This window comes from Dethiosulfovibrio peptidovorans, assembly GCA_002748665.1.
Lineage (GTDB): Bacteria > Synergistota > Synergistia > Synergistales > Dethiosulfovibrionaceae > Dethiosulfovibrio > Dethiosulfovibrio peptidovorans_A.
In genome coordinates this window covers 126,625-151,154 of record PDTB01000015.1, presented here as the reverse complement: position 1 = coordinate 151,154, position 24,530 = coordinate 126,625, and the positions used below count along the sequence as shown (strand labels likewise).

Sequence of the window (24,530 nt, the reverse complement as noted above, 5' to 3'; positions counted from 1 at the left end):
ACTCTCAGCGTAGGGAACGGAGATAGTTCAGAAAATTATGAATTTCCTCGCCGGAGCTCCAGGCGATGTTGAAGCTTTTCGTCGTTGCCAGGGTCTCTCCCCGTCGTTCCAGAACGATACAGCCGAAATCGTTGTTGTTAAATGATATATCCAGTTTGAACTGGGTGACGAAGTTATCGTCGATAACGAGGATCTTCCCGTCAGGGAGAGTATAGGGACGTAAGCCCTTTTTCCGGAAAATGTCGGCTATGTGTTTTCTGATCATGTCGATGATATTTTCCATGGTCTCTCACTCCTTTTCTATGGTGTGCGAGCTTCGAAGAATCCGTCAATAAAGAAAAGAACAAAACCTTTCACAAATAACATTATAACAGATGAAGAAGGGGGCTTTTGAAGGGGCACATCTCCAAAGCGAGGACGGAGAGTAATAGTGATACACTGAATCGATGTACATAAGGAGATCGAAAGGAGTGAATACGAGCATGGCTTTGTCTTTTATGAACGATCCCATGTTGGGTTTAGGAACATTGGTCTTTACGGGGTATTTTTTGGGCTATCTGGCTGCCTGTTTTGATCTTCCCAGGATCACCGGCTATCTGTTGGCCGGCGTCTTACTTAATCCGACCTTCCTGAGCTTGGTTCCCAAGGATGCCCTGGACCACTCGGGGGTTTTGGTAGACATGTTGTTGTGTCTCATCACGTTCGAGATCGGTGGGGCCCTTTCCTGGAGGGCAATTCGATCCCTGGGCAAGACCATCTTGGCCATAACCGTTATGGAGGCTGAGATGGCTTTTCTGGCTGTTATTATGGGAATGTCTCTGGTCGCCGTCGTTGTAGGCCCTCGATTCGGTATCGTAGGGACGCCGTCGATCCTGGCCTTTGCTCTGCTTATGGGGGGGCTGATATCGCCCACCGATCCGGCGGCCACCATCGCTGTGACTCATCAGTATGGTGCAAAAGGGCCCGTCACCTCAACGATATTAGGGGTCTCCGCCCTGGACGATGGGTTCGGCATCGTCAACTTTGGGGTTGCCCTCTGTTGTGCCCGGGCTTTTTTAGGGCATGGGGGGATGTCGCTTCTGTCCGTTGTGTTCACCCCCATTCGGACCATCGGACTCTCCCTTGTTCTGGGGTGCTGTTTCGGGTGGCTATTGGATCGAATGTCCCACCCAGCCATGGATGCCGAGGGCAAAGGCGGTCTCGTTGTAGTCCTCTTCGGTTCTCTGGCAGCTTGCTTCGGAACAGCATCCTTGCTGGGTGCGGACGAGTTGTTATCGACCATGATCGTAGGGGCCTGGGTCGTCAACAAAAACCCTCGGGCTAATCAGATATTTGATTTTTTATCGTCCACCATGGAGGAGCCCGTCTTTTTAGTCTTCTTCTGCGTCAGTGGCATGTCCCTAAATATGGCCTCCCTGCTTCACTCCCTTTTGTTTTTGCCCTTCGTGGTTTTGTTTCGATTAGTCGGCAAGGGGTTGGGGGTCCTCATGGGGGGTGAGTGGGCTGGCATGCCGCTCCGAAGGTGTCTTTCGGTCATCGGCGGATTGATCCCCCTCGGAGGGATCGTCATTGGCTTGGCTTTGACCTTACGGAAGTTTCCCGAGCTTGCATCTGTGGCCGATACCCTCATAAACGTTGTTATAGGGAGTACGTTGATTCACGAGTGCCTGGGACCTCTTGCGGCCCGGTGGGCTCTTCGAACCTCTGGGGAGCTCTCCGATGTCTCCAGGGGGAAGGGCTGAGATCGGGGCCTCCTGATGTAGTGGCCAACGGAGGCTAGAGAAACTGTCGGATATCCTTGATCTTCTTTCGGCGAGACGGTGTCTGAGGAGCCTCAGGCCATCCCAGGGTAAGGGCCACCAGTTGGATTGATGACGGCAGTTTCAAGACCTTTCTGACGGCACTCTCGTTGAACCAGCCGATCCAGCAGGTCCCTAATCCCAGTGCAGCCGCCTGGAGGGTGAGATGGTCTGCGGCTATAGCGACGTCCATGGGTTCATAGGAAACGTTTCGTATCAAGCCACCCACCCATGTCGTTATTTTTGTACGGCGACGGATCTCAGCCACGATAATCACCGGTGCCTTGGTGATGAAGCCATTAACACCTTTGCCGTATATCCCCGAGTTCATGGCATGACCGACCCTGTCTCGTATTTCAGGACTTCTGCAGACGTGGAAAAACCAGGGCTGAGCGTTACAGGCACTGGGAGCTTTTCTGGCTGCCTCCAGACAGCTCTCAATGAGTTCATCGGAAACGGGTTCTTGGCGATACTTTCGGACGCTGTGCCGCTTGGTCAACAAGTCTGCGACCGGGTATTTACTCATAGTAATCCCTCCATTTGGATAATCCTGTGTCGCTTGTGGACTTTTAAAAGTTGAAAGGTAAGGAGCGCTGCTGCTGCGTCTGCCAGGGGAAAGGAGAAGAATACCCCGGAAAGACCAAAGAAGGCCGGGAGGAGGAAGAGCAGGGGAATGCGAAAGAGCATTTGCCGGCTCAGTGACAGAATCATGGCTGGTTTGCTCAGGCCCATAGCCTGAAACGTCACGGTCCCTATCACTTGAAATCCTACGGTTGCGTAGCAGAGAAGGGATTTTCGGGCAAGGTCTACAGCTACGTCCAACAGATGGGCATCGGTGGTAAAGAGGGCAAAGATCGATCTGGGCCAGGCCATGAGGACGACCTCTGTGCCGGTGGAGAAGGTGGTAGCACCGATGATGGCCAACAGGACAGCACGACAAACTCGATTGGGATTGCCCGCTCCGTGGGCATATCCGACCAAAGGTTGAAGTCCCTGCCCAATGCCGAAGATGGGCATGATGCTGAGGGCCATAACTTTGAAAAAGATTGCATATCCTGCCAAAACTGTGCTGTTGCCGTAATGGCTGAGCCGATTGAGCACCACCGTAATTGTGACGGCCTGGGCAAATATCCGTGCGAACTCACTTCCGCCAACTGTGACAATGTCTTTCAGAATTGGCGCCGTAGGACGAAGGTTCCGACGATGAAGAGTTACCGAACTTCTTCCCGGAGTCAGATAGTGGGCCAGAGCCCAAAAAAAAGTTACTGCCTGGGCGATAATTGTGGCGATCGCTGCTCCGGTGATCCCCATATGCAGAACGAAGATGAACAGAGGGTCTAACGCTATGTTGACTCCGGCAGAAATGATCAGGGTTAACATAGCAACAGCAGCCCTGCCTTCGGCTCGTATAACGCAGTTCATAGCGATGCCGGCCACCAGAAAGGGGGATCCCAGAAAGATGATGCTCAAATACTCGTCGATGAGAGGTCGAAGTTCTGTCGGTGTGCCTATAAAGGCCATGAGGATTGGCAGGGTGAACCGTCCGAGAAACAACACGGCCAGGCCACTGGCCAAAGCGACACTGATGCACGTACCCAGGGTCGCTTCAGCGGTTTTCAGGTCTCCGGCACCCAGGGATCGGGAGATGCCGGAGGCACTTCCGATCCCAATGAGCAAAGCGATGCCCTGAACGATGAACAGTATGGGGGCTGCTGTCCCCAAGGCACCCAGTCCGTGAGATCCTACGCCTCGACCGACGAAAACGGCGTCGGCCACGTTGTAGGATGCCATAACCAGCATGCCTATGATGGCCGGTATGGACAGAGTAATCAACGTCCGTCCTACAGGGAAGATTCCCAGGAGCTCAAAACGTGATGACACGGCCGTCTTTTCTTCCCTCCTATGCGTTACGCATATTCAGGGAACAGGGATCGGATCACATCGGCTACAGGTTCGATCTTGGAGGCTTTGACGGCGTTTGTTCCGCAGAAGAACAGGCCGTGGTCCCAGTCACCTCGATAGGCATCCACCAGCGCTTGTGCGATGCAGAACGTCTCCCGGTCCTTTTTGTAACGACAATGGGTCAGGCAATTGGCGAGGCAGGGTTTACTTTCTATTGTGCCTTGGAGATAGCGTTCCACCATTGGGGAGCGAAGAGCACGCCCCGGCAGCCCTGCGGGACTGTGGATCAGCACGATGTCGTCCGCTGTGGCGTCGAGGTACGCTTGCTTGAACCTCATATCAGCATCGCCCTCCACGGTGGGGACGAAGCGGCTTCCCATCTGGACGGCGCTGGCTCCCATGGCAAAAGCCCGAAGCATGTCGTCCCTATCCCATATGCCGCCGGCTGCGATGACGGGAATGTCCAGCCCCTCGTTTTTGAGAAACGTGGAGAGCTCGGGAACTACTGTCTCTAGTGATAGAGCTGGATCGGTGATCATGGCCTCGTCTCGAGCGCCCAGGTGGCCTCCTGCGTAACGAGGGGTCTCCACCACAAACCCGTCGGGGCTCCTGCCGTAGGTCTTGAGCCAACGTCGCAGAATGAGCTGGGCTGCCTTGGTCGAGCTCACTATGGGGACCAGGGCAACGTCGGGATAGTCCTTGGTGTACTCAGGAAGCTTCAAAGGGAGTCCTGCCCCAGAGATGATAATCTGAGCGCCACCTCGACATGACGCCTTGACCTGACGTTCATAATCGGTAAGAGCTACCATACAGTTCACAGCGAGAACTCCGTCGGGGCCAGCGATTTTCCTGGCCTCCGCCAAGTATTCTTGGATGGCCCTCTCGTTGACGTCAAAATAATTACGGCCGGAGAACTCAGGATGTGCTGCAGCAAGTCCCACGGACGCTATCGTCCCCACGGCTCCCGTTTGAGCGACAGTACCAGCCAGCCTGGGACCCGAGACGAGAACCCCCATGCCTCCCTGAATCAGGGGGAGCCGGGGTCGGTATCGTCCGATATGAAGGACAGGTCTGTCCATGAACCCTCTCTCCCTTCCGTGTCCCATCCGTGATCGGATCAGGACCACTATCCTTCCATTCTACCGCAGATCTTCCTGAAGGACCATAAAGATCATCTTCCGTCTCCTCGCTCGCTTGATGGTATGATATCCTCAGAGATGAAGTCAGATCTTTTTAAGGAGAGCTCCCTCATGTATTTTTTTGCCCCTGTCAAAGGCTGTGCTGGCAAACGAATCGTGGTGAGGCGATGCTTCATGGTCTTGGTTGCTGTCTGTCTGTTGAGTTTTGCGACCACGGGAGGGGGACAGCCTTTAATCATTGATGGTAAGGGGCGTACTATACATGTCTTGTGTATCCCATTACCACCGCCTTTCGTAGTGGATGAATCTGATCAGCCTCCCTCTGGTTTCTTCGTGGAGCTCATTCGGGCTTTGGCTGAGTTGGAGGGGATGAGGATCAGCCTTCGGTTTGGTAATCAGGAAGACTTAAAACTCTCCTTTCGCCGAGGGCCGATAGATGTGGTGTTGGGGACGCCCCATCCCCTGCCACGGGACTTTGATCCCTTTTCGTACCTCCAGGTACACAATGTGGCCCCCGGAGATCTTGTGGAGGCGGTTCCATTGAGCCTCGCTCTTCAGGGTATATCGGGCAAGGATATGGGTAAGGTCTGCTTCTCCCTTCCTGTACTGGAGGAACCCTACGTCTGTGTTGTCCCAAAGGGCGGATCCATTCACTCTCTTCGGGATCTCAGAGGTAAGCCTCTCGCTGTCAAGGAAGGCGATGCCGGACTGTCATATCTGGGGATGGGGGGGCTCTCATCGAGCCTCGTTTTTACCTCCTCTGTTGTAGAAGCTCTGAAGCTGGTCTCTTCGGGGGGAGTTCCTGGAGCACTGCTCGGAAGCTATCAGAGTCTGTATGCCCGACGTCGCTTGAGACTTCAGGAACTGGAGCCCTTATCTCCGCCACTGTTCTCCTTAGGTTGGGGGGTTGTTGTGCCTCGGGGAGACGTGGGGTTAGCTGTCAGGTTGGGGCGAGGGCTTGAAACCCTGCGGCAAAACGGCACATATCGCCGTCTGAGTTCTCGCTGGTTTGGTGCTGTTCAGAGTCCTATCGTTGGTGAAGACACTGTGGTGAAGGTCAGTTTGATCTTTCTGGCTATTCTCGGTGTGAGCATGAGTTGGCCTCTCCTGCTTCAAAGGCAGGTTGACCGGATCACTGGTGAGAGAGAGAAGCTTCTGGACTTCGTTCGAGATGGTATCGTGGCCGTCGATAAAGAGGGGCGGATCACCATGATCAATCGGGTGGCCCAGGATCTTTTGGCCGTGGACGCTTCGGTGGTCGGAGAAAAGGCTGATCGGGTGATACCTGATGCCGATTTGGCGGGGGTTCTCGAATCGGGGGAACCCGTCTTTGATGTAGAGCAGACCCTTCGGGGCTCGTTGGTCATGGGCAATAAAGCTCCCATTCTCTTTCGGGGTGAGGTGTCGGGAGCTATCGCCACCTTTCGGGACATGACAGAAATCCATCTTCTGGCCCAGGAGATCACGGGGGTTCGGATGTATGTCGAGTCCCTCCGGGTGCAGAATCACGAGTTCCAGAATAAACTCCAGGCCATCGCTGGTCTCATCCAGATGGGGCGTTATGAGAAGGCACTCCAATTCATAACCGAGGAGACGATGCCCGAGAGATCGACAGCGTCGTTCGTGTCGGAGAACATCAAGAATCCTGCCGTGGGGGGCATCGTTATAGGAAAGGTAGGACGATGTCGGGAATTAGGGATACAGATTCGCATCGATCCAGACAGCTACTGTGGAGAGACCGATGCTGTCGGTGATCAGGCCTTGGTCGTTATCATAGGCAATCTGTTGGAAAATGGCATGGAGGCCGTTTTATCATCGGGGGTTCCCGAGCCCCGAATTGATTTCGGCGTCTTCGACGAGTCCAATCAAATTATGATCAGTGTAACGGACAACGCTGGCTCCCTGTCTCCCGATGTCGAACGGCGGATGTTTTATAAAGGGTTCTCCACTAAGGTCAAAGAGCGGCCGTCGGGGTTTGGTTTGTACAATGTGAAAAAACTGGTAGAGGCTATGAATGGTGCCTTGTCCGTCGAGTACGAGCCTGGCGAGTATACCGAGTTTCTTGTGACGCTTCCGAATGGAGGGACTGACGTATGAACTACATCGATGTGCTGATCGTTGAGGACGATCCCATGGTGGCTGATATTCATCATAACTACATCAACTCCGTGGAGGGATTCCGTGTCGTGGGCATAGTGGATAGCGGACTGAAGGCCCTGGCTTTCATCAAAGAACGGCCGGTTCGCCTCGTAATTTTAGACATTTTCCTCCCCGGACTTGATGGCATTGCCACCCTGGAACGGATTAAGGGGAGTGGTGAAGACATGGATGTTATCATGATATCGGCGTCTCGGGACAAAGCTACGGTGAACCGAACCATCCAGGCTGGTGCCTTCGACTATATCGTGAAACCCTTCGGTTTCGAGCGAATCAAAGCTGCGCTGGATGCTTTTCGTCAGGTGGTACATCGCCTCTCTGAGGGCCCTGCTCAGGTTGATCAGCAAGAGATCGACGCTCTCCTGCTGGCCAGGCATAGAAAAAAAATTCAAAATAGCCTTCCCAAGGGACTGAATCCCCATGTTCTGGAAAGGGTGTCACTTCTTTTAGCCAAGTCGGCTCGTCCGCTCTCGTCGGTAGAAACCGCCGATCTCATAGGTGTTTCCCGGATTACAGCGCGGCGGTATCTGGAATACCTGGTCGCATCCAACAACGCTGTTATGGAGCGAGAGTATCAAGAGGTGGGGCGTCCTATAAATAAATATCGAGCCCTGGACTGAACAGAAGGCTACAGATAGCTACAAAATAGCGAGCCTTTCTGCTCTGCATTTGTTTTTCTCATATAATGACGAACGTGGAAGCTCGTTTGTCTTTTGAACGACAGCGAGCGTGTATTTGTGGGCCGTGTTTTTTGCACGGTGGAGAGTGTGATCTTCAAAGGAGGTCATCGTTTTGAAAATTTGTAAGGGCGTGCTTCTCGGTTTGGCCGGTATTTTTGTGGCATCCGCTGCGTTGGCTTGTTCGCCTATCGGCGTAGGCAAGGGGGCTACGGTGGACGGATCGGTCATCACCAGCCATACCTGCGACGGCTGGTACGACAACAGGATTCAGATCATTCCAGGGCAGACTTTTAAAGAAGGGGATATGGCTCCTGTGTACCAGGAGGTTTGCCATGGTACTCGGCCGACCAAGCCTCTGGTCAAGGTGCTGGATATCCCCCAGGTGAAGAAGACTTATACCTACTTCCATATCGGCTACCCCTTTATGAACGAGCATCAGCTGATCTTCGGCGAGGATACCTGGAGTGGCCGGGATGAGCTCTATGCCAAGGATGGTGCTTTCTGGATTGAGACCCTCGAGATCTTCGGCCTTCAGAGGGCCAAGACAGCCCGTGAGGCCATCAAGGTCATGGGGGCCCTCGCCGAGAAATACGGCTACGGCGACGGCGGCGAGACTCTGATCATCGCCGATCCCAAAGAGCTCTGGGTCTTCGACATCTGTGGCCCCGGTATGCTCTGGACTAAGGACAGCGGCAAGCCCGGTGCTATCTGGGCAGCCCGTCGGGTTCCGGATGACCACGCCGTCATCTGTTCCAATCGGTCCAGGATCGGTGTTATCGACTTTGACGACAAAGAAAACTTCATGTATTCCAAAAACGTCACCGATTTGGCCAAGGAGATGAAGTGGTGGACTCCCGGGACTCCCTTCAACTTCTCCAAGGCATACAACCCCAACCCCTATGGATCGGATCACTATCAGTCCATCAGGGAGTGGCGGGCTTTCAGTCTCATGGCTCCGTCCAGGAACTTCAAGCTTACGTCTCAGGAGGGCGATTATCCCTTCTCCGTTAAGCCCGACAAGAAGATGAGCGTTCAGGACGTTATGGCTATCTTCCGGGATCACCTGGAGGGCACCGACTACGATCTGACAAAGGGTATGGCTGCCGGTCCCTTTGGCAACCCGAATCGCTGGCCTACCCCGAAGGACGTTCGCCCCGAGAATCGGAAGGACAAGGATTGGCCCAGGGCTATCTCAATGTTCCGCTGTTCGTACAGCTTTGTGGCTCAGTGCCGGGATTGGCTTCCTGATCCCATCGGCGGTCTTCTGTGGTTCGGCGAGGACGCGCCTGACACCACGTGCTACGTGCCTCTGTACTGTGGTGTGACCAAAGTTCCCGCCGGTTGGAGCCAGGGGAAACGCCATGAGTTCGACCCCAACTCGGCCTGGTGGGCATTTAACTTCGTCAATAACTGGGCGGTTCTTCGCTGGGATGCCATTCTCAAGGATGTTAACCTGGAACAGGCGAGATGGGAGAAGGGTTTCTTCTCTAAACAGGCTGAGGTGGAGGCCAAGGCTGAGAAGCTCTATAAAGAGAGTCCTGAGAAGGCCGTGAGCTATCTGACCGACTACTCCTATGACGCTATGGAGAAAGTCGAGAAAGCTTGGTGGACTTTGGCCTGGAACTTGGTGGGTAAATACCAGGATGGCTACGTCATGAGCTCCGAGGGTAAGCAGGAGAAGGTCGGCTATCCTACATGGTGGCTGAAGGCCGTTGGCTTTGGAGAGGACTTCGACAAGAAGTAATTCTGTGAGCAAATCCAGGGGGCCGATATCGTCGGCCCTTTGCTGTCTTAGTCTCTTGTCTCTTGGGTTTTGTTCCGAATATGTTGGTCATTTGAGATCGAATATTGAGATAAAAGGGACAAACGAGCATATTTTATTGTCTTTGGGGCTCTTGGGTGTATGCTTTTTATAATAAGGAGGTCGATTACCTATGCGCAAATTTTTGGCTCTTTTCGTGATTGTGTTGGTTGTTGCCTGTGGAGCTGCGTGGGCTGCGGACGTGCCTGTCATTGATGAACCTCTGATCGTCACCACCTGCGGTCAGAGCCCCGGTGCTGTCATGGTAAAAATGTCGGCTATGCAAGCTGGCTTCAAAGCCGACCACAACAACGCTCTGGCTGCCGCTGATATCAAAGGGAAGGGGTACAAGACCCTCATAGTCACCAGTGGAACCAGCATGAAGGGCATGGGAGCAGCGGGAACGAATGTTGACAAGGAAATCGCTCGTTGTACCGAGCTCATGGAGGCGGCCAAGGCCGAGGGAATGCTGGTTATCGGTGCACACGTGGAGGGCATGGCCCGCCGGACCGACCAGTCGGATCAGGCATCCATCGACGCTGTTTTGGCCAAGAGCGACATGATTTTGGTTACAGTGGACAGCGACAGCGACGGTCTTTTCACTAAGTACGCCGAGGAACATAACCTACCCGTACTCAAGGTGAAGGACGCTTTGGGGATTGGCCAGGGGCTGAAACAAAAATAACTCTGTGCCTCTAGTGGGGCCTCTGAATGCCAGGGGCCCTTGTTTTGTAAATATACGGAAAGGACGTCGTCGAGAATGACCATGTATCATCACTCCATTGGAGTCCTCGTCGTCATCGCTCTGGTATTCGCACTGGCCAAGCGCATGAAGGTCTCCACCGAGCTCTCCATGTTTCTGGCCGCTCTCCTTGGAGGCGTGGCTCACATGCTCCTTCCCAAGGGAGTTGACCCTCGTTCCTCTCTCTCCGTGGCTGAGCTTCTTCGCCACATAGTGGAGGGTGCCTTTACCTACTACGACGTGTGTCTCATCTTCATGAGCGCGACTTTCTTCATGGCCTTGTTCAAAGAATCGGGCGGTGTGGCCTTCATCGTCCGAAGGATTGTCCGTTCTTTTGCAGGGCATCGTTTCGTGTGTCTTCTCCTTTTGACCGTCGTCATGCTCGTTCCTGGGGCTATCACCGGATCGGGGGCTACGACGGTCCTTACCGTTGGTGCCTTGGTGGGGTCGGTCCTGGCCGCCATGGGGGTGTCCGAGACTCGTCGGGTTGCTCTTATTTTTATGCTGGCGGCTATGAGTGCCGCCGCTCCTCCGATCAACCTCTGGGCCATGATGGCTGCTGCTGGTGCCAATATGCCTTACGTGGGTTTTGCCAAGCCGCTTCTTGTCCTTTCGGTGGCTGGAGCGCTGTTCTCAACCTTTTATCTGGCTGGTCGAGGTGAGCCTGTGGACACCGATGTGGCGCTCTCTCAACTTCCCGAGGCCCCTGAAGGTTGGAACTGGTTCAAGGCATCTCTTCCCTTCATCGTTTTGATAGCTCTGGTTCTGGCCGGACGCTTCTATCCCTATTCTTTCCCGGTGGTGGGCTTGCCTCTGATCTTCATGATTTGCGCTCTGGTCACTATAGTGCTGAGTCCGGTGAAACTACGCATTTTTGACGTGGCTTCTGATACCGTTCGGAACCTGCTGGGCCTGGTCGGTATCATGGTAGTGGTGGGGTCCCTGATCCAGGTCATGGCTCTCAGTGGATCTCGAGGACTCATCTCCCTGGCGGTGGTTACCCTGCCAATGACCGTGCTCTTTGCTACGCTTTGGCTTATCTTGCCACTCTCGGAGGGGCTGGTCCAGTACGCCGTGGCGCCTCTGCTGGGTGTGCCTCTGATCATGCTTTTTAATATGAAGGGATTGGACCCTATCATCTCCCTGTCGGCGTGGGCCGTCATGTGGCCTTTGGGAGACTGTCTGCCTCCTACGGCCGTTGTGGGGCGGGCCACCGTTATGGAGATGAACTACAAGGGGCGGTACTTCGGTGAGTTTGTCAAGGCATGCATCGTACCGTCCTTGTTTGTCGCTTTGCTGTGTACTCTGTTCCTGATATACAGTAAGAAGCTGGCTTTCCTGGGAGGTTAAGGACCATGAATCTCGTGACCCTCAACAATGCCGTGATGGTACTGTACTACCTGATCAGTGCCTTCTTCCTGATCGCGGTGGTCAGAAACTTCGTCAAAACCAAAGACCCGCAGGAGGCTGTTCTTTACGGTATCATCATGATGCCCTTTGTCCTCCGGATCCTCAGGCTCAAGTGAGGTGGCCGACATGGCGAATCTGAAAACAATCAAAGGGGTGACCCTCTTAGTCATGGTGGGCTTGGTCGCCCTGGCAGGGGCTATGTTCCGAGAGCATAGGACTTTCAAAGAAGCGACTGTGGCCGGTCCCGGTGTCACTGAGGTAAAGAAACTGAGCGACTTCAGCCCGGTGGTCAAGGGAACGGTGAATGACTGCAACGTGTACATTCTGGACAGCGGCGTCCCCGGCGGGACGGTCTTCCTCATCGGAGGAACTCATCCTGAGGAGCCGGCCAGCAACATGGCTGCTCTGGCCTTTGTGGAGAACGCCGTCGTTGAAAAAGGGCGTCTCATCATCGTGACACGCGCAAACACCAGCGGCTCCCAGGTCACGAGGAATGGAGAGGCCTATCCTCGGTTCTTTGGCGTGAAAACTCCATGGGGACGGAAAATCTGGCGCATGGGGGACAGGTGCTCCAACCAGCTGGACTCCTGGCCTGATCCCGAGGTCTACATTCATTCTCCCAGTGGGCAGAACCTGGCCTATATGGATATCAGAAACTTGAATCGAGCCTGGCCGGGGCGGGCCGACGGCTTGATCACCGAGCGGACAACATATGCCATGCTTCAGATGATCAAGCAGGAGAACGTGGACATGGAGGTGGACTTTCACGAGGCTGAGTTGGAGTACCCGGTGGAGAATACCATCGTCACTCACGAAAAGGGCCAGCCCGTGGCGGCCATGACCTCCATGATGTTGACCTCCGCAGTCTTTCCCGTCCCCATCGGCATGGAATTCTCCCCTGCGGCTCTCCACGGCCTCTCTCACCGGGAGGTGGGGGATCACAGCCAGGCGATGTCCCTCCTCATGGAGGTCGCTGAGCCCATGTTGGATCGAATCCGGGGCATTACCGATGAGGAACTCCTCATGAGCGGAAAGGATCGGTTTGTCATGAAGGCCGGGGAGCATAAGCTACTCTATGCGCCTATCGACGAGAATGGCTGGCCTATCGACGTTCGAGTGGCCCGGCATGTGACGGCATTCTTGACCATGCTCCAGGTCTTCAGCCAGATGGATCCGTCCAAAACCGTTGAAATCTCGGGGCTCCCCTCCTATCAGGAGATGGTGGATGGCGGTATCGGATCCCTGTATCATGATGCTTCTGCGGCACCGAAGGATAAAATTTTTTACGACTGATTACTTTTCTAGTCAACGCGCTCTGCTGGGGTCCATGTGTGGATCCCAGCTTTTTGTGGTCTTTTGCCTCTTAATTTTGCTATACTCAATATGGTGTCAACTGGGAAAAGAGAGGAGGTCTCTTGGGGTGGGCAGGAACGTGATCATCGAATGCTGGGATAAGAAAAGCCCGAAGAGGGTAGGTTTCAGGGAAATCGAACATGATTGGGAGTCTTGATCTGGAGCGAGAGAGGCTTCTGGCTTCGGCCTCGGACGCTGCCTCCAGGGCGTGGTGTCCCTATAGCCGCTTCCCTGTCGGGGCGGCGTTGCTTATTGAGGATGGTCAGATTGTCCAGGGGTGTAACGTGGAATCCGCGTCCTACGGGTTGACCTGCTGTGCTGAACGGGCGGCTGTCTTTTGTGCTGTGGCGCAAGGCTATCGTAAGGGCGACTTTGCAGCCCTTGCGATCTATACGCCGGGAAATCAGGCCGTTTCGCCGTGTGGAGCATGCCGTCAGGTGCTTCTTGAGTTTCTCGGGCCGGACGCGCCGGTCTGGGCTGGGTGTGACGGTTCCAACAGGCTGTATTGGACTATCGGTGACCTGCTGCCCGATGGCTTTTGCCTATAGCCCTAGTGCCTTATCGTTGCTGGTCCACCGAGCTTCGTCGTCACTTCGGCTGTCGGGTGCAGAAGATCAGCCTGGATCTGGGAAGTGGGTGTCCTAACCGCCAGAGCCTGAGTCGAGGGGGTGTCTCTTCTGTGATGCCTCCGGTGGGGGCAACGGTGCCTGGCTTCGGGGCGAGTCCCTGGAGGATCAGATCCGGCGAGGTGCTGCCACTGCACGGAACCATTACAAAGCGCAGGCCTGTATCCTGTATTTTCAAAGTTACTCGGCGACCTACGGCCCCTTTGAGCGATTCGTCCGTTTGATCCGTCGGGCTCTCATCCTCGCTGAGAGATACATGCCCGTGGTTGGCTTGTCGGTAGGGACCCGCCCCGATCTGGTATCCTCCGACGTGGTCGATTTTCTGAGCAGCTTTTGTGCACCCAACTACGAAGTCTGGCTGGAGCTGGGTGTGCAGACGGTGGACAAGCTCCAACTGGCCTGGCTTCGAAGAGGCCATACTCTGGATGCCGTTGTGGACGTGCTGGAGCGAACCGAACACTCTCCCCTGTCCCTGTGCGTTCACCTCATCTCAGGTTTCCCTGGCGAGGCCGATGGGCAGCTCCTCACATCAGCTCGCTGGGCTTTGGACCGAGGTGTGACCGGTCTCAAGTTTCATCCGCTTCACGTTCTTCGGGGATCGCCCCTGGAGGACATGTATGAGAGAGGAAGCTACGTCCCTCTTGATTTGGAGACGTACGTTCGGAGGGTGGCCTTGGTGCTGTGGAAGGAGGGGCACCGTTTTGTAACCCAACGCCTCACCGCCGACGCTCGTCCTCCCAGGCTCGTGGCTCCCCTGTGGGTGGCTCGAAAGGACGATGTGCTTCGCCGAATAGACGAGCTCGTCGATATGCATGACTCAAAAGAAAAGGAGGAAAGGGTAGTATGAAAAGAGGGTATGGGCGATTTGCGGCGATAGCCGTGGCTTCGGTGGCACTTCTGGTCCTTGCGTGGGGTGTGGCAGCGGCTCAGGAGAACGTGAAGGGGTTTATCGATAGCTACTATCGGGCTGTGGAACAGGCTTGTGAGGACGGCCAGGTGGAGCCTCTTCGTTCCTTCGTGGACATGGACACCGATTACGGCAAGGATACCCTGTCGTGGATCCTTCGGCTTCACGAGATGGGTGTCTCCATGGTCTTTGACGATGTTCAGGTTGAAACTCATAAGGCCAAAGGTGATGAGGTGGAGCTATCCGTTCAGGATCGTCTGACCCTCACCTATCCCGACGAACGCGTTCGGACCTTTGCCTACACCAGGACCCTGGTAATTCGGGCAGAGCGGATAGTGGATGGTCGATCCGAGTTCCGTCGGGTGTTCCCGGCTATTGAGTTCCTCCCGGAGAAACCCCGGGAGCCGATGTCCGCCAAGGGCGTTCAGGCCCGGCGCCCCGAGGAAGACGTCAACACCACTCAAGCGGCTTCTCTGAATGTAGATGTCCGTCCTGAATCCTTTCTGCCTCCTGAGGTCCCCTCGGAGGCCACGTCATACCTGCGCTGGAACGAGCCAAAGACCTCTCTTGAGATCCTGACCAAGGGGCTTCTGGAGCCCGAGATGCTCCAGGAACTAACCGGGGAGTGGGGGCCTCAAAGTGGTCCCGGTGCCCTTTCAGTCTCCCTGACCTGGAAGGATGATCTCGACGACCTGGTGGTGACGTCCATGTTCGGGGCGCTTCAGACTCTCCCGGGAACCGACCCGCTTGAGTCGGTTAAATCGGTGTTCAGGAACTCCGATGTGGAGTTGGAAGAGTTCAAGGGCACTCTGACGTCCGACCTCGAACCCGTGGGGATCCTGCGATATCCGTCGCTCGATCTGACTCTCTCCGTCGCCCTCTGGGTGCCGAACCGCCAGGTCGTGCTCTTCTCTCAGTCAGACGAGGGCTTGAACCTCATGGCTGCCGTTGGCGCAGGTCAGACCAAAGGTCTGGATCTCTCCTGTCCTCTGGGGAAAGGGGCCCTGGTTCGTTGGAGGGCCTCTGCTACGGCAGCCTTTTTACAGAAAGTTCTGGAGGATAAGATCCCCTGCGCTGCGGGAGAGGAGCGCCTGAAATTTGACGGTGCGGTCTACCGCGAGGAGAACCGGATTGATTTTCGCTGGAGCGCCAACGTCATCAAACATCTGGGTGGTGATGAGTTTAATGATGGCTTCCTGTCTATAGGACCGGATTTGAAAATCTATGGCGGCCCCGCTCTGGCCGTTATGGCCGCTCGATTGAGAGCTATGGACCGGGAGACCTTCGAGCAGATTTGCAATAAAAGATCAAAAATGAAGCTACAGGAAATTCAGCAGCGTATTGCCCCGCTCACTGAGGCATCCGGCCTGACCCTTGACGACATCCTGGCTCTTCTGGGTGGACGCCTCTCCGTGATGGTGAGTGGCAAGAGCAGCAGCCCCGTTGGCGATGTGCCGGGTCTCTACATCCAACTGGAGCCCGAAGACAAATCCGTTTTGGATAAAGTGGCCTCAGCCTTGCCCAGGTTCGAGGATATTGGGTGTAAAAAGGTGAAGCTGAAGGGGTGGAACTCCGCTTACGGCATGGACGGTCTCTTCAGCATTACGGCGGCCGTTCGGGACGATAGGCTCCTCCTCGGCTTTTTGGATCACAAGGTAGTGAAAAAAGAAGGCGCGCCCGCCAAGGCCATCGCAAGCGATGTTGAGGGATCCGGGGGTGACCTGGGGATTCTGGCTCTGTCCGTGACCGATCTTCGGCATGTCGTCGAGAACCTGCTCAAGAGCGACAGTGAGTTGCTCCAGAACGAGGAACTTCAGAAAGGTCTTCAGGAATTTCTGACCGTTTCGGAGCGGATCGCCGCTGTCGTTTTGCGGTCTTCATCTCGAAGAGATGCCTGTCTCAGCATTCTGGTTCGGGAGTAGCTTCGTCGTAGAGTAGCGATTTTGTTTCTTACCACGGCTTCATGGCGGGGATGGGAGAGAGCTCTCCCATCCCCGCCATGGTTAACCGAAGAAATATTTATCGTTTTTTAGATCGCAATTCTGCTGAGATGGTTGAAGTCTCTTTTTCGGTTAAGGGCTTTCATGGATGCCTTGCCTGAAGAGACGGTCGGCGATTTTTAGATGTTCGTCGATAATCGTCATGGCCCCTCTTTCGTCACGGTTCTCAACTGCTCGTACCAGTTCACGGTGCTGGGTGAGCACCTCTTCGGGCAGCTCTGGGTGGGCAAAGAGCCTTCGTCTGGTGTTTCCTATATATCGTTCCATAAGCAGCGCTACTCCCTCGAAAACCCTGGAAAGAAGCCTGTTCTTGGCTCCGTCCACCAGGGACATATGAAGCAGCGAATCCCACCTGGCGCCGTCTGTGTCGATGGGCGACCTCTCGAGCTTTTCGAGCTCGCTCAGGCATTGCCTCATCTTCTCTATGTCCGATCCATCCCTTCGCTGGGCTGCTAATCCCGCTGCGGGAATCTCTACGAGTCTTCTCATTTCCATAAGTTGATCCATGGTTTCATGAGGCCATAGCATGATCCCTGATATAGTCTTTTCGAGAGAAGCAGCTATATCGAGGTCCGTCTCTCTCAGATAGATCCCCTCTCTGCCCTTTATGTCCAGTATGCCCATTCCCTCCATAGTGACTAGCGCTTCCCGTAAAAGCCCTCTACTTACCCCCAGGGTATCGGCAAAGTGTCTTTCGGACGGCAGTTTTCCCTGTGGAAAATTGCCGTTTTTTATTAACGTTGTTATCTCGTCTATAAGTTTTTTCCTTTTACTTTCCATATGTATCTGTTGCTCTCCTTTGCCTTTTGCGTTTCTGAATCTTGTCAGGAGGTCTCCATTCTACTATAATATTTTCAACATTGGTAGTGCCACTGGTATAACCAAAAAAGAGGGGGTACGCATTATGAGGAAATTTGTGATGGTTTTTTTGGCAGCTATGTTTGTGGTCTCCGCTGTGACGATGGGGGCCGCCCAGGAGAGAACGTTGAAACTGGCTCATGTGGTGAACGAAAGGGATGCCTTTCATGTTTGTGCGCTTAAATTCAAGGAGGTAGTGGAAGCTGGCAGCGAGGGAGCGCTGAAGGTCACCATTTTCTCGAACGCCAAGCTTGGAGACGAGAGAACTTTGCTGGAGAATTTGAGGATGGGGGTCGTGGATGCTGCGATAATAACAGGAGGTCCCATTATAAACTTTATGCCAAAGTTCGGTGTTTTTGACCTGCCTTTCCTTTTCCGCGACACAGATCACGCCTATGCCGTGTTGGATGGTCCTATTGGGCAGAAGATGCTGAAGGAGATGGAAAAGTTCCGGTGGAAGGGGTTGGCTTACGGAGAGAGGGGGTTCCGTAACCTCACGAACAGTGTCAGATCGGTTAAGATCCCGGATGACGTGAAAGGGTTGAAGATACGGCTGATGCAGAACCCTATCTACGTTGAGAGTTTTAAAGCCCTTGGGGCCAATGCGACCCCTATGGCGTGGACTGAGGCTCTTACGGCTCTTCAGCAGGGAACTATAGACGGGCAGGAGAACCCTCTTAACGTCATAGTGGCCTTTAAGCTCTACGAGAGTCAGAAATACCTCTCTCTCACCAGGCACGCCTATGCTCCCAACGTCATAATGATGAGCATGGCCACCTGGAAAAAACTGTCTCGTGAACAACAGGAGCTCGTGCAGAAGGCCGCGAAAGAGGCCGCACAGGCCAACAGGGATTGGGATAACCAGAAGGATGCGGAATGGCTTCAATTCCTTAAAGATCAGGGAATGGAGGTCGTCGAGCCGAATCTCCAGGCTTTCCGAGATGCGGTCAAGCCTATTTACGATAAGTATACCGATCAGTTTGGAGCCGAGACGATCAAGGCAATCGTCGATACCAAATAACCATGGCCTTCGTGACGGCGTTGAGCAGCAGGGTGAACAAACTCTGTGAAGCTCTGCTGTTCATCCTGATGATAGCTATGGTCGTTCTGACGAGCGCCCAGATACTCTGCCGGACATTTGGCGATGCGCTGATATGGTCCGAAGAGCTCGTCCGCTTTATGCTGGTAGGAACCTCTCTGGCAGGAGCGGCGATAGCGTTCTACAGGGGAAGTCATATATCTATAACGTTCCTCGTCGAGAGACTTCCCCGTCGTATTCGTCTGGCGGTAGGCGCTGCCATGCAGGTTTTCGCTCTGTTCTTTTTCGTCATTGTGGGATGGTACGGAGGGGCTTTGATGGGGAGCGAGGCTTTCCAGACGACTCCAGCCCTGGGGATTTCCATGAGGTGGATCTACGTTATGTATCCTCTGTTCTGTTCCGTGGTCGTCCTTCATCTGGTGGCGGGGTTTAAAGGGCTGTTCAAGGAGGAGTCCTGATGGGACTTGTCCTTGGTGGCGTCTTTTTCCTGTTGATGGTTTTGGGTATACCTATAGCTCTGGCGATAGGTATCGCTGCTACTCTGGTCCTTCTGCTGAACGATCTGCCGCTGCAGATGGTGCCTCAGATGATGTTTACTGGAAATAACTCGTTTGCCCTCGTGGCCATTCCTTTTTTCATCCTTGCCGGAGACATCCTGGCCAAGGGAGGGATCTCGGAGAGGATAGTGGCCTTTGCGGAAGCCTCTCTCGGAAGGATACGAGGTGGTCTGTCCATAGTCTCGACCGTCTCCTCTATGTTCATAGCGGCTATCTCCGGTTCAGGAGCTGCGACGACCGCTGCGGTAGGGACGGCCCTCCTGCCTGAGCTTGAGGAAAAGGGATATGATCTGGATTTTTCCGCAGCCCTTATAGCGGCCTCGGGAACCATTGGAGTGGTCATTCCGCCGAGCGTACCGATGGTCTTGTACGCCGTCATTGCGGGAGAATCTGTGGCGAAGCTTTTTATGGGAGGTTTCATTCCCGGGGCTCTCATGGGAACGGGGCTGATCGCTCTGGCGCTCTGGGTTGCCCAAAAGAGGCACTATCCTGCCGTCGATCCGGTGTCAGGAGAGGAGAAAATGCGGCGTTTCAGGGAAGCCCTTTGGGGGCTTATGACCCCTGTAATAATCCTTGGAGGCATTTTCTCCGGCTTCTTCACTCCGTCGGAGGCCGCAGCTATCGCTGTCGTGTACTCGCTGGGGGTCGCTTTTTTCGTCTACCGTTCCATCGATTTCAAGAAATTCTATCGCTTGGTGGTCGGGGCCGGTGTGACCTCCTCTCTGATAATGTTTATCATCGCTACGTCCAAGCTTTTCGGTTGGGGGCTGGCGTTTTATGAGGTCCCGGAAGAGGTTGCGCATGTGCTGTTGGGGTTGGCGGGAGGTAACCAGGCTATGGTCTACCTCATGATCCTCGTGGTGGTGCTGCTGGCCGGGATGGTCATGGAAACTGCCTCTGCCCTGATAATACTGACCCCTATATTCTTGCCGACGGTCATACAGATGGGGGGCAACCTGATCCACTTCGGCGTCATGATAGCGGTTGGTCTGGCCATTGGTATGGCGACGCCTCCAGTTGCCATAGATATCTACGTGGCCAGTGCGATCACAGGGCTCTCTGTGGAGGAGATAAGCCGTCCGATAATCCCAATGGTCCTGGTTCTCGTGGCCGTGCTGCTTCTGACGACGTATGTGCCGTGGTTCACCGTCTTTCTTCCGAACTTGATATGGGGTTAGTGAGAGGGGGAACTTGATTTTGAACAGTGATTTAGTAAAAAAAGGTCTTGAGAGGTCTCCTCACAGATCTTTAATGAAAGCTAATGGCTACACCGATTGGGAGATTGAGCGTCCCTGGGTAGGTGTAGTGAACGCCTACAACTCGATCATTCCAGGACATATACATCTGAACCGGATCGCCGGAGCTGTTAAGGCCGGAGTCTACGCTGCCGGAGGACTTCCTCTTGAATTTCCTGTTATAGGAGTTTGTGATGGTATCGCTATGGGACACGGAGGAATGAAATTTTCTCTGCCGAGCAGGGAGCTGATCAAGGACTCCATCGAACTGATGACCCGGGCTCACGGCTTGGACGGTCTTGTACTGATCACAAACTGCGACAAAATCATTCCTGCCATGGCGATGGCTGCGGCTACGTTGGACATCCCCTCTATCGTGGTGAGTGGCGGTGCTATGTTGGCTGGATTGGGGAACGGATCTTCGACTGATCTGAGCACCGTCTTCGAGGCAGTGGGAAAGAGGGTGGTCGGGGAAATATCGGACGAGGATCTGTTGGAGCTCGAGAATTCCGCCTGTCCGACCTGCGGCTCATGTTCGGGCATGTTTACTGCCAACACGATGAACTGCATGATGGAGGCTCTGGGGTTGGCTCTTCCCTGGAACGGGAGCATCCCTGCCGTGTTTGCCGCGAGGGATCGTCTGGCCAAGGATGCCGGAAGGCAGATCATGGAGTTGGTGAGAAAGAGTCTATGTCCCAGCGACATCCTTACGAAAGAGGCCTTCGAGAACGCCATCGCCGTTGACATGGCCCTGGGTGGATCGACGAACACGGCTCTCCATCTTCCGGCAATTGCCCACGCTGCTGGTATCGATCTCTCTCTGGATGAAATGGACACCATAAGCCGGAGAACCCCTCATCTGTGCAGCATGAGTCCCGGAGGGAAATACCACATGGAAGATCTCTGGAGAGCGGGGGGGATTCAGGCCGTCCTTAAGGAGCTTCTGAACGCTGGTCTTGTTCACGGTGAATCGGTCACATGTACGGGGCATACTGTGGCCGAAAACGTCTCCAGAGCAAAGATTGGGGACCGTTCCGTAATACGTCCTGTCTCTGATCCCGTCGATCCTGAAGGTGGAATCGCTGTCCTCAAGGGTACTCTGGCGCCCGATGGGGCTGTGGTCAAACAGACCGCCGTAGCCCCTGAGATGCTTCGACATAGAGGCCCCGCCAGGGTATTCGAGTCGGAGGAAGAGGCGGGAAAGGCCATCATGGATGGCTGCATATCGGACGGAGACATCGTGGTCATACGTAACGAGGGGCCTAAGGGCGGTCCTGGCATGAGGGAAATGCTGGCTCCAACCTCAGCGATAATGGGCAGAGGTCAGGGAGAGTCGGTGGCACTCGTTACCGATGGTCGTTTCTCCGGAGCCACCAGAGGAGCCTCAATCGGTCATATATCACCGGAGGCTGCTGCGGGAGGCCCTCTGGGGTTGGTCCGTGAAGGCGACGAGATACTGATAGACATTCCAGAACGCAGACTTGACCTTATGGTGGAGCCTGAAGAGCTTGAACGTCGTCGAAAGAACTGGATACCTCTTATGAAGTCTGGAGAGACATCCTATCTGGAGCGCTACAGATCTTTCGTGACCTCAGGCGATAAAGGCGCTGTGTTACAGAATTGACCACGCCGGATCAAGGCAGAGTATCGCCTTGATCCGGTTTTTTTATCCCTTATTTGGTGCGGAGAACCGTCTCGTTACGGGCAGCAAGGGCTCGTTCCGCCAGGGTGCAGGCCTCTTGGGGCTTGATTTGGGAGGATGCCTGGCCGTCCTCCGATACCGTTGCCAATGTTTGAAACGCTTGGGTCAGCCGGTTTATCGCTTGAGACAGCTCTATCTCGGTCTCCTCAGGGCCTGGGGTCGGATCTGAATATCGGAGGGACTCGGCCAGCCGTTTGAGAGAGGCCCGGAGGTCATCCACGCTTTCCTCGTTGCCTCTCAGATCCTGGAGCAGGGCCTCTACCTGGGTGGCGTGGTCCTTCAGGACGTAGCCTCCCCGGCGAACAGCCTTTCGGTCGTCTCCGCTCAGGCGGAGCATGGCCATATTGCTCATGAGCAGAGGTATCAGAAAGATGCCCACTCCTCCTGCATGGATGAGAAAGTACGTGGTGACAGAAAACCTGACCCACACGTTCGCTATCGCCATGACGATGACGAAGATGAAATACAACACGAGAAAATAGAGGTGAGAGAACCCGTGAGGGATCTCTGCTCCTCGATTCCCTCTGAGGGCAATGCGGGATGCTAACAGGGTGCCCAGCAGGGCCGCGAAACCCAGGAACCCCATAGAAAACCAGAAGGTGGTTCCCCGATCTTCCGGAGTCGTCAAAAGCCAGACGAAAACTCCCGTTATGGTGGAGACGAGCAGCAAGAGAAGAAAAAGGTTGAAAACCTGTCGGAGCTTGTTAGTTGTTGAACTCATATGCTGTCTGTCCTTTCCTCATCGTCACTCGCTCGAGCCCTGAGGCTGGGTGTCTGTAGCCGTACTCTTGCCGCACTGAGCACAGAAACGCACTCCCGGAGTCAACGTGGCTCCGCAGGAACACGTCTTTTGAAGGGGGGTGCCGCATTTCGCACAGAATCGGGCGTTTGGGCTTACCTCGGCTCCACAGGACGGGCAACTGGGCACCAAAGGTGCCCCACAGAAGGGACAAAATCGCCCTTTGGCGCAGGGCTTGCCACATGCGGGGCACGAACGGGTAGCTTCCTCCTGAGCCGGTTGGGGGGCAACGTTGAGATTCTGCCCCATCTGGGAGGCCATCTGTCCGAAGGCACCGCCCAGTCCCATTCCGGCACCCAGTCCCATTCCGGCACCCATCAGGGGGTTGCCGCCCTGGCCCGAAGACTCGGCCATTTTTTCCATGGTGTCGAAAGATCGCTGCTGCTGGTAATTGTATCCGATCACGTTCATTCGGGCTCGTTCGCTCATGGCCTTGCGCAGTTCCTGAACCCCTTCATCGTCGTCGGGAACGTTCACCGAATCGATGAAAAAGCTGAGCGGCCTGATGCCGTATTCCTCGAATAGAGGTCGGACCTCTTCCACAGCGTCTTGGGACATATCCTTCAGATAGACACTGATGTCAAAAATATTAATTTTTTTCTCCGATATATACGTCGCGATCAAATCACCCATATGACTCAGGATCAGTCCTCGAAAGGAACTCAGCAAGTCATCCCGACTCAGCCACGGGCGACTCCCCACCAGCTTGATCAGGAGCTTACGGCTGTCATGGATCTGGATCCCGAACTGACCAAAAGCCCGAACTGGGATGGCGATACTGTACTCAGGATCCCGCAGGAGGAGGGGCGTGGGGGTCCCCCACTTGATGTCCAGGATGTTCAGCTTGTTGACGAACCACACGGAGGCTTTGAAGGGTGACTCTCCGCCGGTAGGCAGGTTGATCAGGGTTTGAAGCATGGGAACATTGTCCGTAGACAGGGTATATCGTCCCGGACCAAAGAGATCCAACGCCTTGCCATCCCGAAAAAGGACAGCCTCTTGGGATTCGTGGACCACGAGCTGGGTCCAGTTGCCCAGAGCGTCGCTCTTTTTGGGGTCTTTGGGATCCTCGTACCGCCACGCAAACACCGCTGAGGGGTCCAGATCCTTGTCCCACTCAACGACTTGGATAATAGCCATGGTTGCTCACCTGCGCTTTCGTAAAGAGTGTACACTTGTTGAGAGTTCGGGATTGAGAATTTCCATATCGATCATCTTGTTGATCTGAAGCTGAAGGTAGATCACGCCGAAAAAGACCAGAGCCAGCCCTGAGGAGGCAACGGTATTGATCACCATCTTCCTCTCCATAAATGCGGAGGCATAGTTCTGAAGCATTCGCTGCGTCTGAAAAGCGAGCCAGATGGAAAGTCCCGGCATCAACAACATAAGCACTGTGAAGATATGCTCATGAACCTCCGGTCCCAGGGCTTCCCTGATTTCCTCCTTGGGGAGTTGAGGGAAGACGATAAAGGCCACGGACACCGCCAGGTAGAGCCACAGGAGAAAGGGGGATAGACGGTTGTGAGGAGAGAGACGCTCCAGGGATTTTTTCCTGAGCAAATACCAAATCGGGCTGTAGAGCCCGATGGTTACCAGGCAGAGGCAAATAATCATCCCTGGACCAACGGCTTTCATGGGCAGCAAAGCCGCTTTTTTTTCCTGCTCCAGTCTCTTTTGCTGGTTTGCTACACCCAGTGCCGTCGGAGATCCACAATAGGTACACGCTTCGTCTCCTGCGTGGAGGGGCGCACCGCAATGTTTGCAGTTCATGAAAAGTCCTCCTCGTTTATACTCGGTATTCATAACACCAAGTGTATTGTGGTC

General features: G+C 54.5%; 21 protein-coding genes and 1 pseudogene. 14 read left to right on the top strand and 8 right to left on the bottom strand.

The features are described 5' to 3' along the window. Positions 1 to 4: 4 nt before the first annotated feature. Entirely contained in the window at positions 5 to 283 is a 279-nt protein-coding gene (locus CSA35_02090; protein PIE55245.1) for a hypothetical protein, read from the bottom strand. Positions 284 to 446: 163 nt separating this feature from the next. Here CSA35_02090 and CSA35_02085 point away from each other — a divergent pair, with 163 nt between their 5' ends. Next, positions 447 to 1,742, top strand: a complete 1,296-nt coding sequence (locus CSA35_02085; GenBank protein ID PIE55244.1) for a sodium:proton exchanger — start codon at positions 447 to 449, stop codon at positions 1,740 to 1,742. A 34-nt stretch (positions 1,743 to 1,776) separates the two neighbouring features. Here the strand turns inward: CSA35_02085 and CSA35_02080 are convergent, their stop codons facing one another. From CSA35_02080 to CSA35_02070, 3 genes are read right to left on the bottom strand one after another with little or no spacing between them, the layout of a single operon-like run. Further along, positions 1,777 to 2,325 carry an NAD(P)H nitroreductase gene (locus CSA35_02080; protein PIE55243.1) on the bottom strand — a complete coding sequence of 183 codons (549 nt, stop codon included), beginning with the start codon at positions 2,323 to 2,325 and terminating at the stop codon, positions 1,777 to 1,779. Next, positions 2,322 to 3,680: an MATE family efflux transporter gene (locus CSA35_02075; protein PIE55242.1), complete on the bottom strand. Its 1,359-nt coding sequence runs from the start codon at positions 3,678 to 3,680 to the stop codon at positions 2,322 to 2,324. Before CSA35_02075 ends, CSA35_02080 begins: the two co-directional genes overlap by 4 nt. Positions 3,681 to 3,706: 26 nt before the next feature. Next, complete coding sequence (locus CSA35_02070) at positions 3,707 to 4,780, bottom strand: nitronate monooxygenase (protein ID PIE55241.1); 1,074 nt, start codon at positions 4,778 to 4,780, stop codon at positions 3,707 to 3,709. 123 nt (positions 4,781 to 4,903) lie between these two features. Between CSA35_02070 and CSA35_02065 the strand changes: the two genes are divergently transcribed. The 9 genes and pseudogenes from CSA35_02065 (at position 4,904) to CSA35_02025 (ending at position 16,438) form a co-directional block, all read left to right on the top strand. Then, a complete protein-coding gene (locus CSA35_02065) occupies positions 4,904 to 6,937 on the top strand; it encodes a hypothetical protein (protein ID PIE55240.1) in 2,034 nt (677 codons plus the stop codon). Beyond that, entirely contained in the window at positions 6,934 to 7,617 is a 684-nt protein-coding gene (locus CSA35_02060) for a response regulator (protein PIE55239.1), read from the top strand. Before CSA35_02065 ends, CSA35_02060 begins: the two co-directional genes overlap by 4 nt. A gap of 166 nt (positions 7,618 to 7,783) precedes the next feature. Beyond that, a complete protein-coding gene (locus CSA35_02055) occupies positions 7,784 to 9,421 on the top strand; it encodes a peptidase C69 (protein ID PIE55238.1) in 1,638 nt (545 codons plus the stop codon). A gap of 190 nt (positions 9,422 to 9,611) precedes the next feature. Beyond that, positions 9,612 to 10,163: a hypothetical protein gene (locus CSA35_02050; GenBank protein ID PIE55237.1), complete on the top strand. Its 552-nt coding sequence runs from the start codon at positions 9,612 to 9,614 to the stop codon at positions 10,161 to 10,163. Positions 10,164 to 10,238: 75 nt separating this feature from the next. Further along, positions 10,239 to 11,570 (top strand): C4-dicarboxylate ABC transporter, encoded by a 1,332-nt coding sequence (locus tag CSA35_02045; protein PIE55236.1) that lies wholly within the window; start codon positions 10,239 to 10,241, stop codon positions 11,568 to 11,570. 186 nt (positions 11,571 to 11,756) lie between these two features. Then, positions 11,757 to 12,923: a succinylglutamate desuccinylase gene (locus CSA35_02040; protein PIE55235.1), complete on the top strand. Its 1,167-nt coding sequence runs from the start codon at positions 11,757 to 11,759 to the stop codon at positions 12,921 to 12,923. 200 nt (positions 12,924 to 13,123) lie between these two features. Beyond that, a complete protein-coding gene (locus CSA35_02035) occupies positions 13,124 to 13,531 on the top strand; it encodes a cytidine deaminase (GenBank protein PIE55234.1) in 408 nt (135 codons plus the stop codon). 5 nt (positions 13,532 to 13,536) lie between these two features. Continuing rightward, positions 13,537 to 14,456, top strand: a pseudogene (locus tag CSA35_02030) (TIGR01212 family radical SAM protein). Continuing rightward, positions 14,453 to 16,438: a hypothetical protein gene (locus CSA35_02025; GenBank protein PIE55233.1), complete on the top strand. Its 1,986-nt coding sequence runs from the start codon at positions 14,453 to 14,455 to the stop codon at positions 16,436 to 16,438. The pseudogene CSA35_02030 and the gene CSA35_02025 overlap by 4 nt, the downstream one beginning before the upstream one ends. Before the next feature lie 150 nt (positions 16,439 to 16,588). Here the strand turns inward: CSA35_02025 and CSA35_02020 are convergent, their stop codons facing one another. After that, complete coding sequence (locus tag CSA35_02020; GenBank protein PIE55232.1) at positions 16,589 to 17,296, bottom strand: hypothetical protein; 708 nt, start codon at positions 17,294 to 17,296, stop codon at positions 16,589 to 16,591. A 124-nt stretch (positions 17,297 to 17,420) separates the two neighbouring features. On the opposite strand from CSA35_02020, the gene CSA35_02015 reads away from it, so the two are divergent. The 4 genes from CSA35_02015 to ilvD are packed head-to-tail and all read left to right on the top strand — an operon-like array spanning position 17,421 to position 21,829. Next, on the top strand, positions 17,421 to 18,395 hold the full coding sequence (locus CSA35_02015) for a C4-dicarboxylate ABC transporter substrate-binding protein (protein ID PIE55231.1): 975 nt from the start codon (positions 17,421 to 17,423) through the stop codon (positions 18,393 to 18,395). A gap of 2 nt (positions 18,396 to 18,397) precedes the next feature. Further along, positions 18,398 to 18,871: a C4-dicarboxylate ABC transporter permease gene (locus CSA35_02010; protein ID PIE55230.1), complete on the top strand. Its 474-nt coding sequence runs from the start codon at positions 18,398 to 18,400 to the stop codon at positions 18,869 to 18,871. Beyond that, entirely contained in the window at positions 18,871 to 20,148 is a 1,278-nt protein-coding gene (locus tag CSA35_02005; protein PIE55229.1) for a C4-dicarboxylate ABC transporter permease, read from the top strand. The genes CSA35_02010 and CSA35_02005 overlap by 1 nt, the downstream gene beginning before the upstream one ends. Positions 20,149 to 20,167: 19 nt before the next feature. After that, the gene (ilvD, locus tag CSA35_02000; GenBank protein ID PIE55228.1) at positions 20,168 to 21,829 is read left to right on the top strand and encodes a dihydroxy-acid dehydratase; all 1,662 of its coding nucleotides are present in this window, start codon (positions 20,168 to 20,170) and stop codon (positions 21,827 to 21,829) included. A 49-nt stretch (positions 21,830 to 21,878) separates the two neighbouring features. On the opposite strand, the gene CSA35_01995 is transcribed toward ilvD, so the two are convergent. From CSA35_01995 to CSA35_01985, 3 genes are read right to left on the bottom strand one after another with little or no spacing between them, the layout of a single operon-like run. Further along, on the bottom strand, positions 21,879 to 22,628 hold the full coding sequence (locus CSA35_01995; protein ID PIE55227.1) for a hypothetical protein: 750 nt from the start codon (positions 22,626 to 22,628) through the stop codon (positions 21,879 to 21,881). Positions 22,629 to 22,652: 24 nt separating this feature from the next. After that, the gene (locus CSA35_01990; GenBank protein PIE55226.1) at positions 22,653 to 23,846 is read right to left on the bottom strand and encodes an antifreeze protein type I; all 1,194 of its coding nucleotides are present in this window, start codon (positions 23,844 to 23,846) and stop codon (positions 22,653 to 22,655) included. Positions 23,847 to 23,852: 6 nt separating this feature from the next. Beyond that, complete coding sequence (locus CSA35_01985; protein PIE55225.1) at positions 23,853 to 24,509, bottom strand: hypothetical protein; 657 nt, start codon at positions 24,507 to 24,509, stop codon at positions 23,853 to 23,855. Positions 24,510 to 24,530 lie beyond the last annotated feature (21 nt).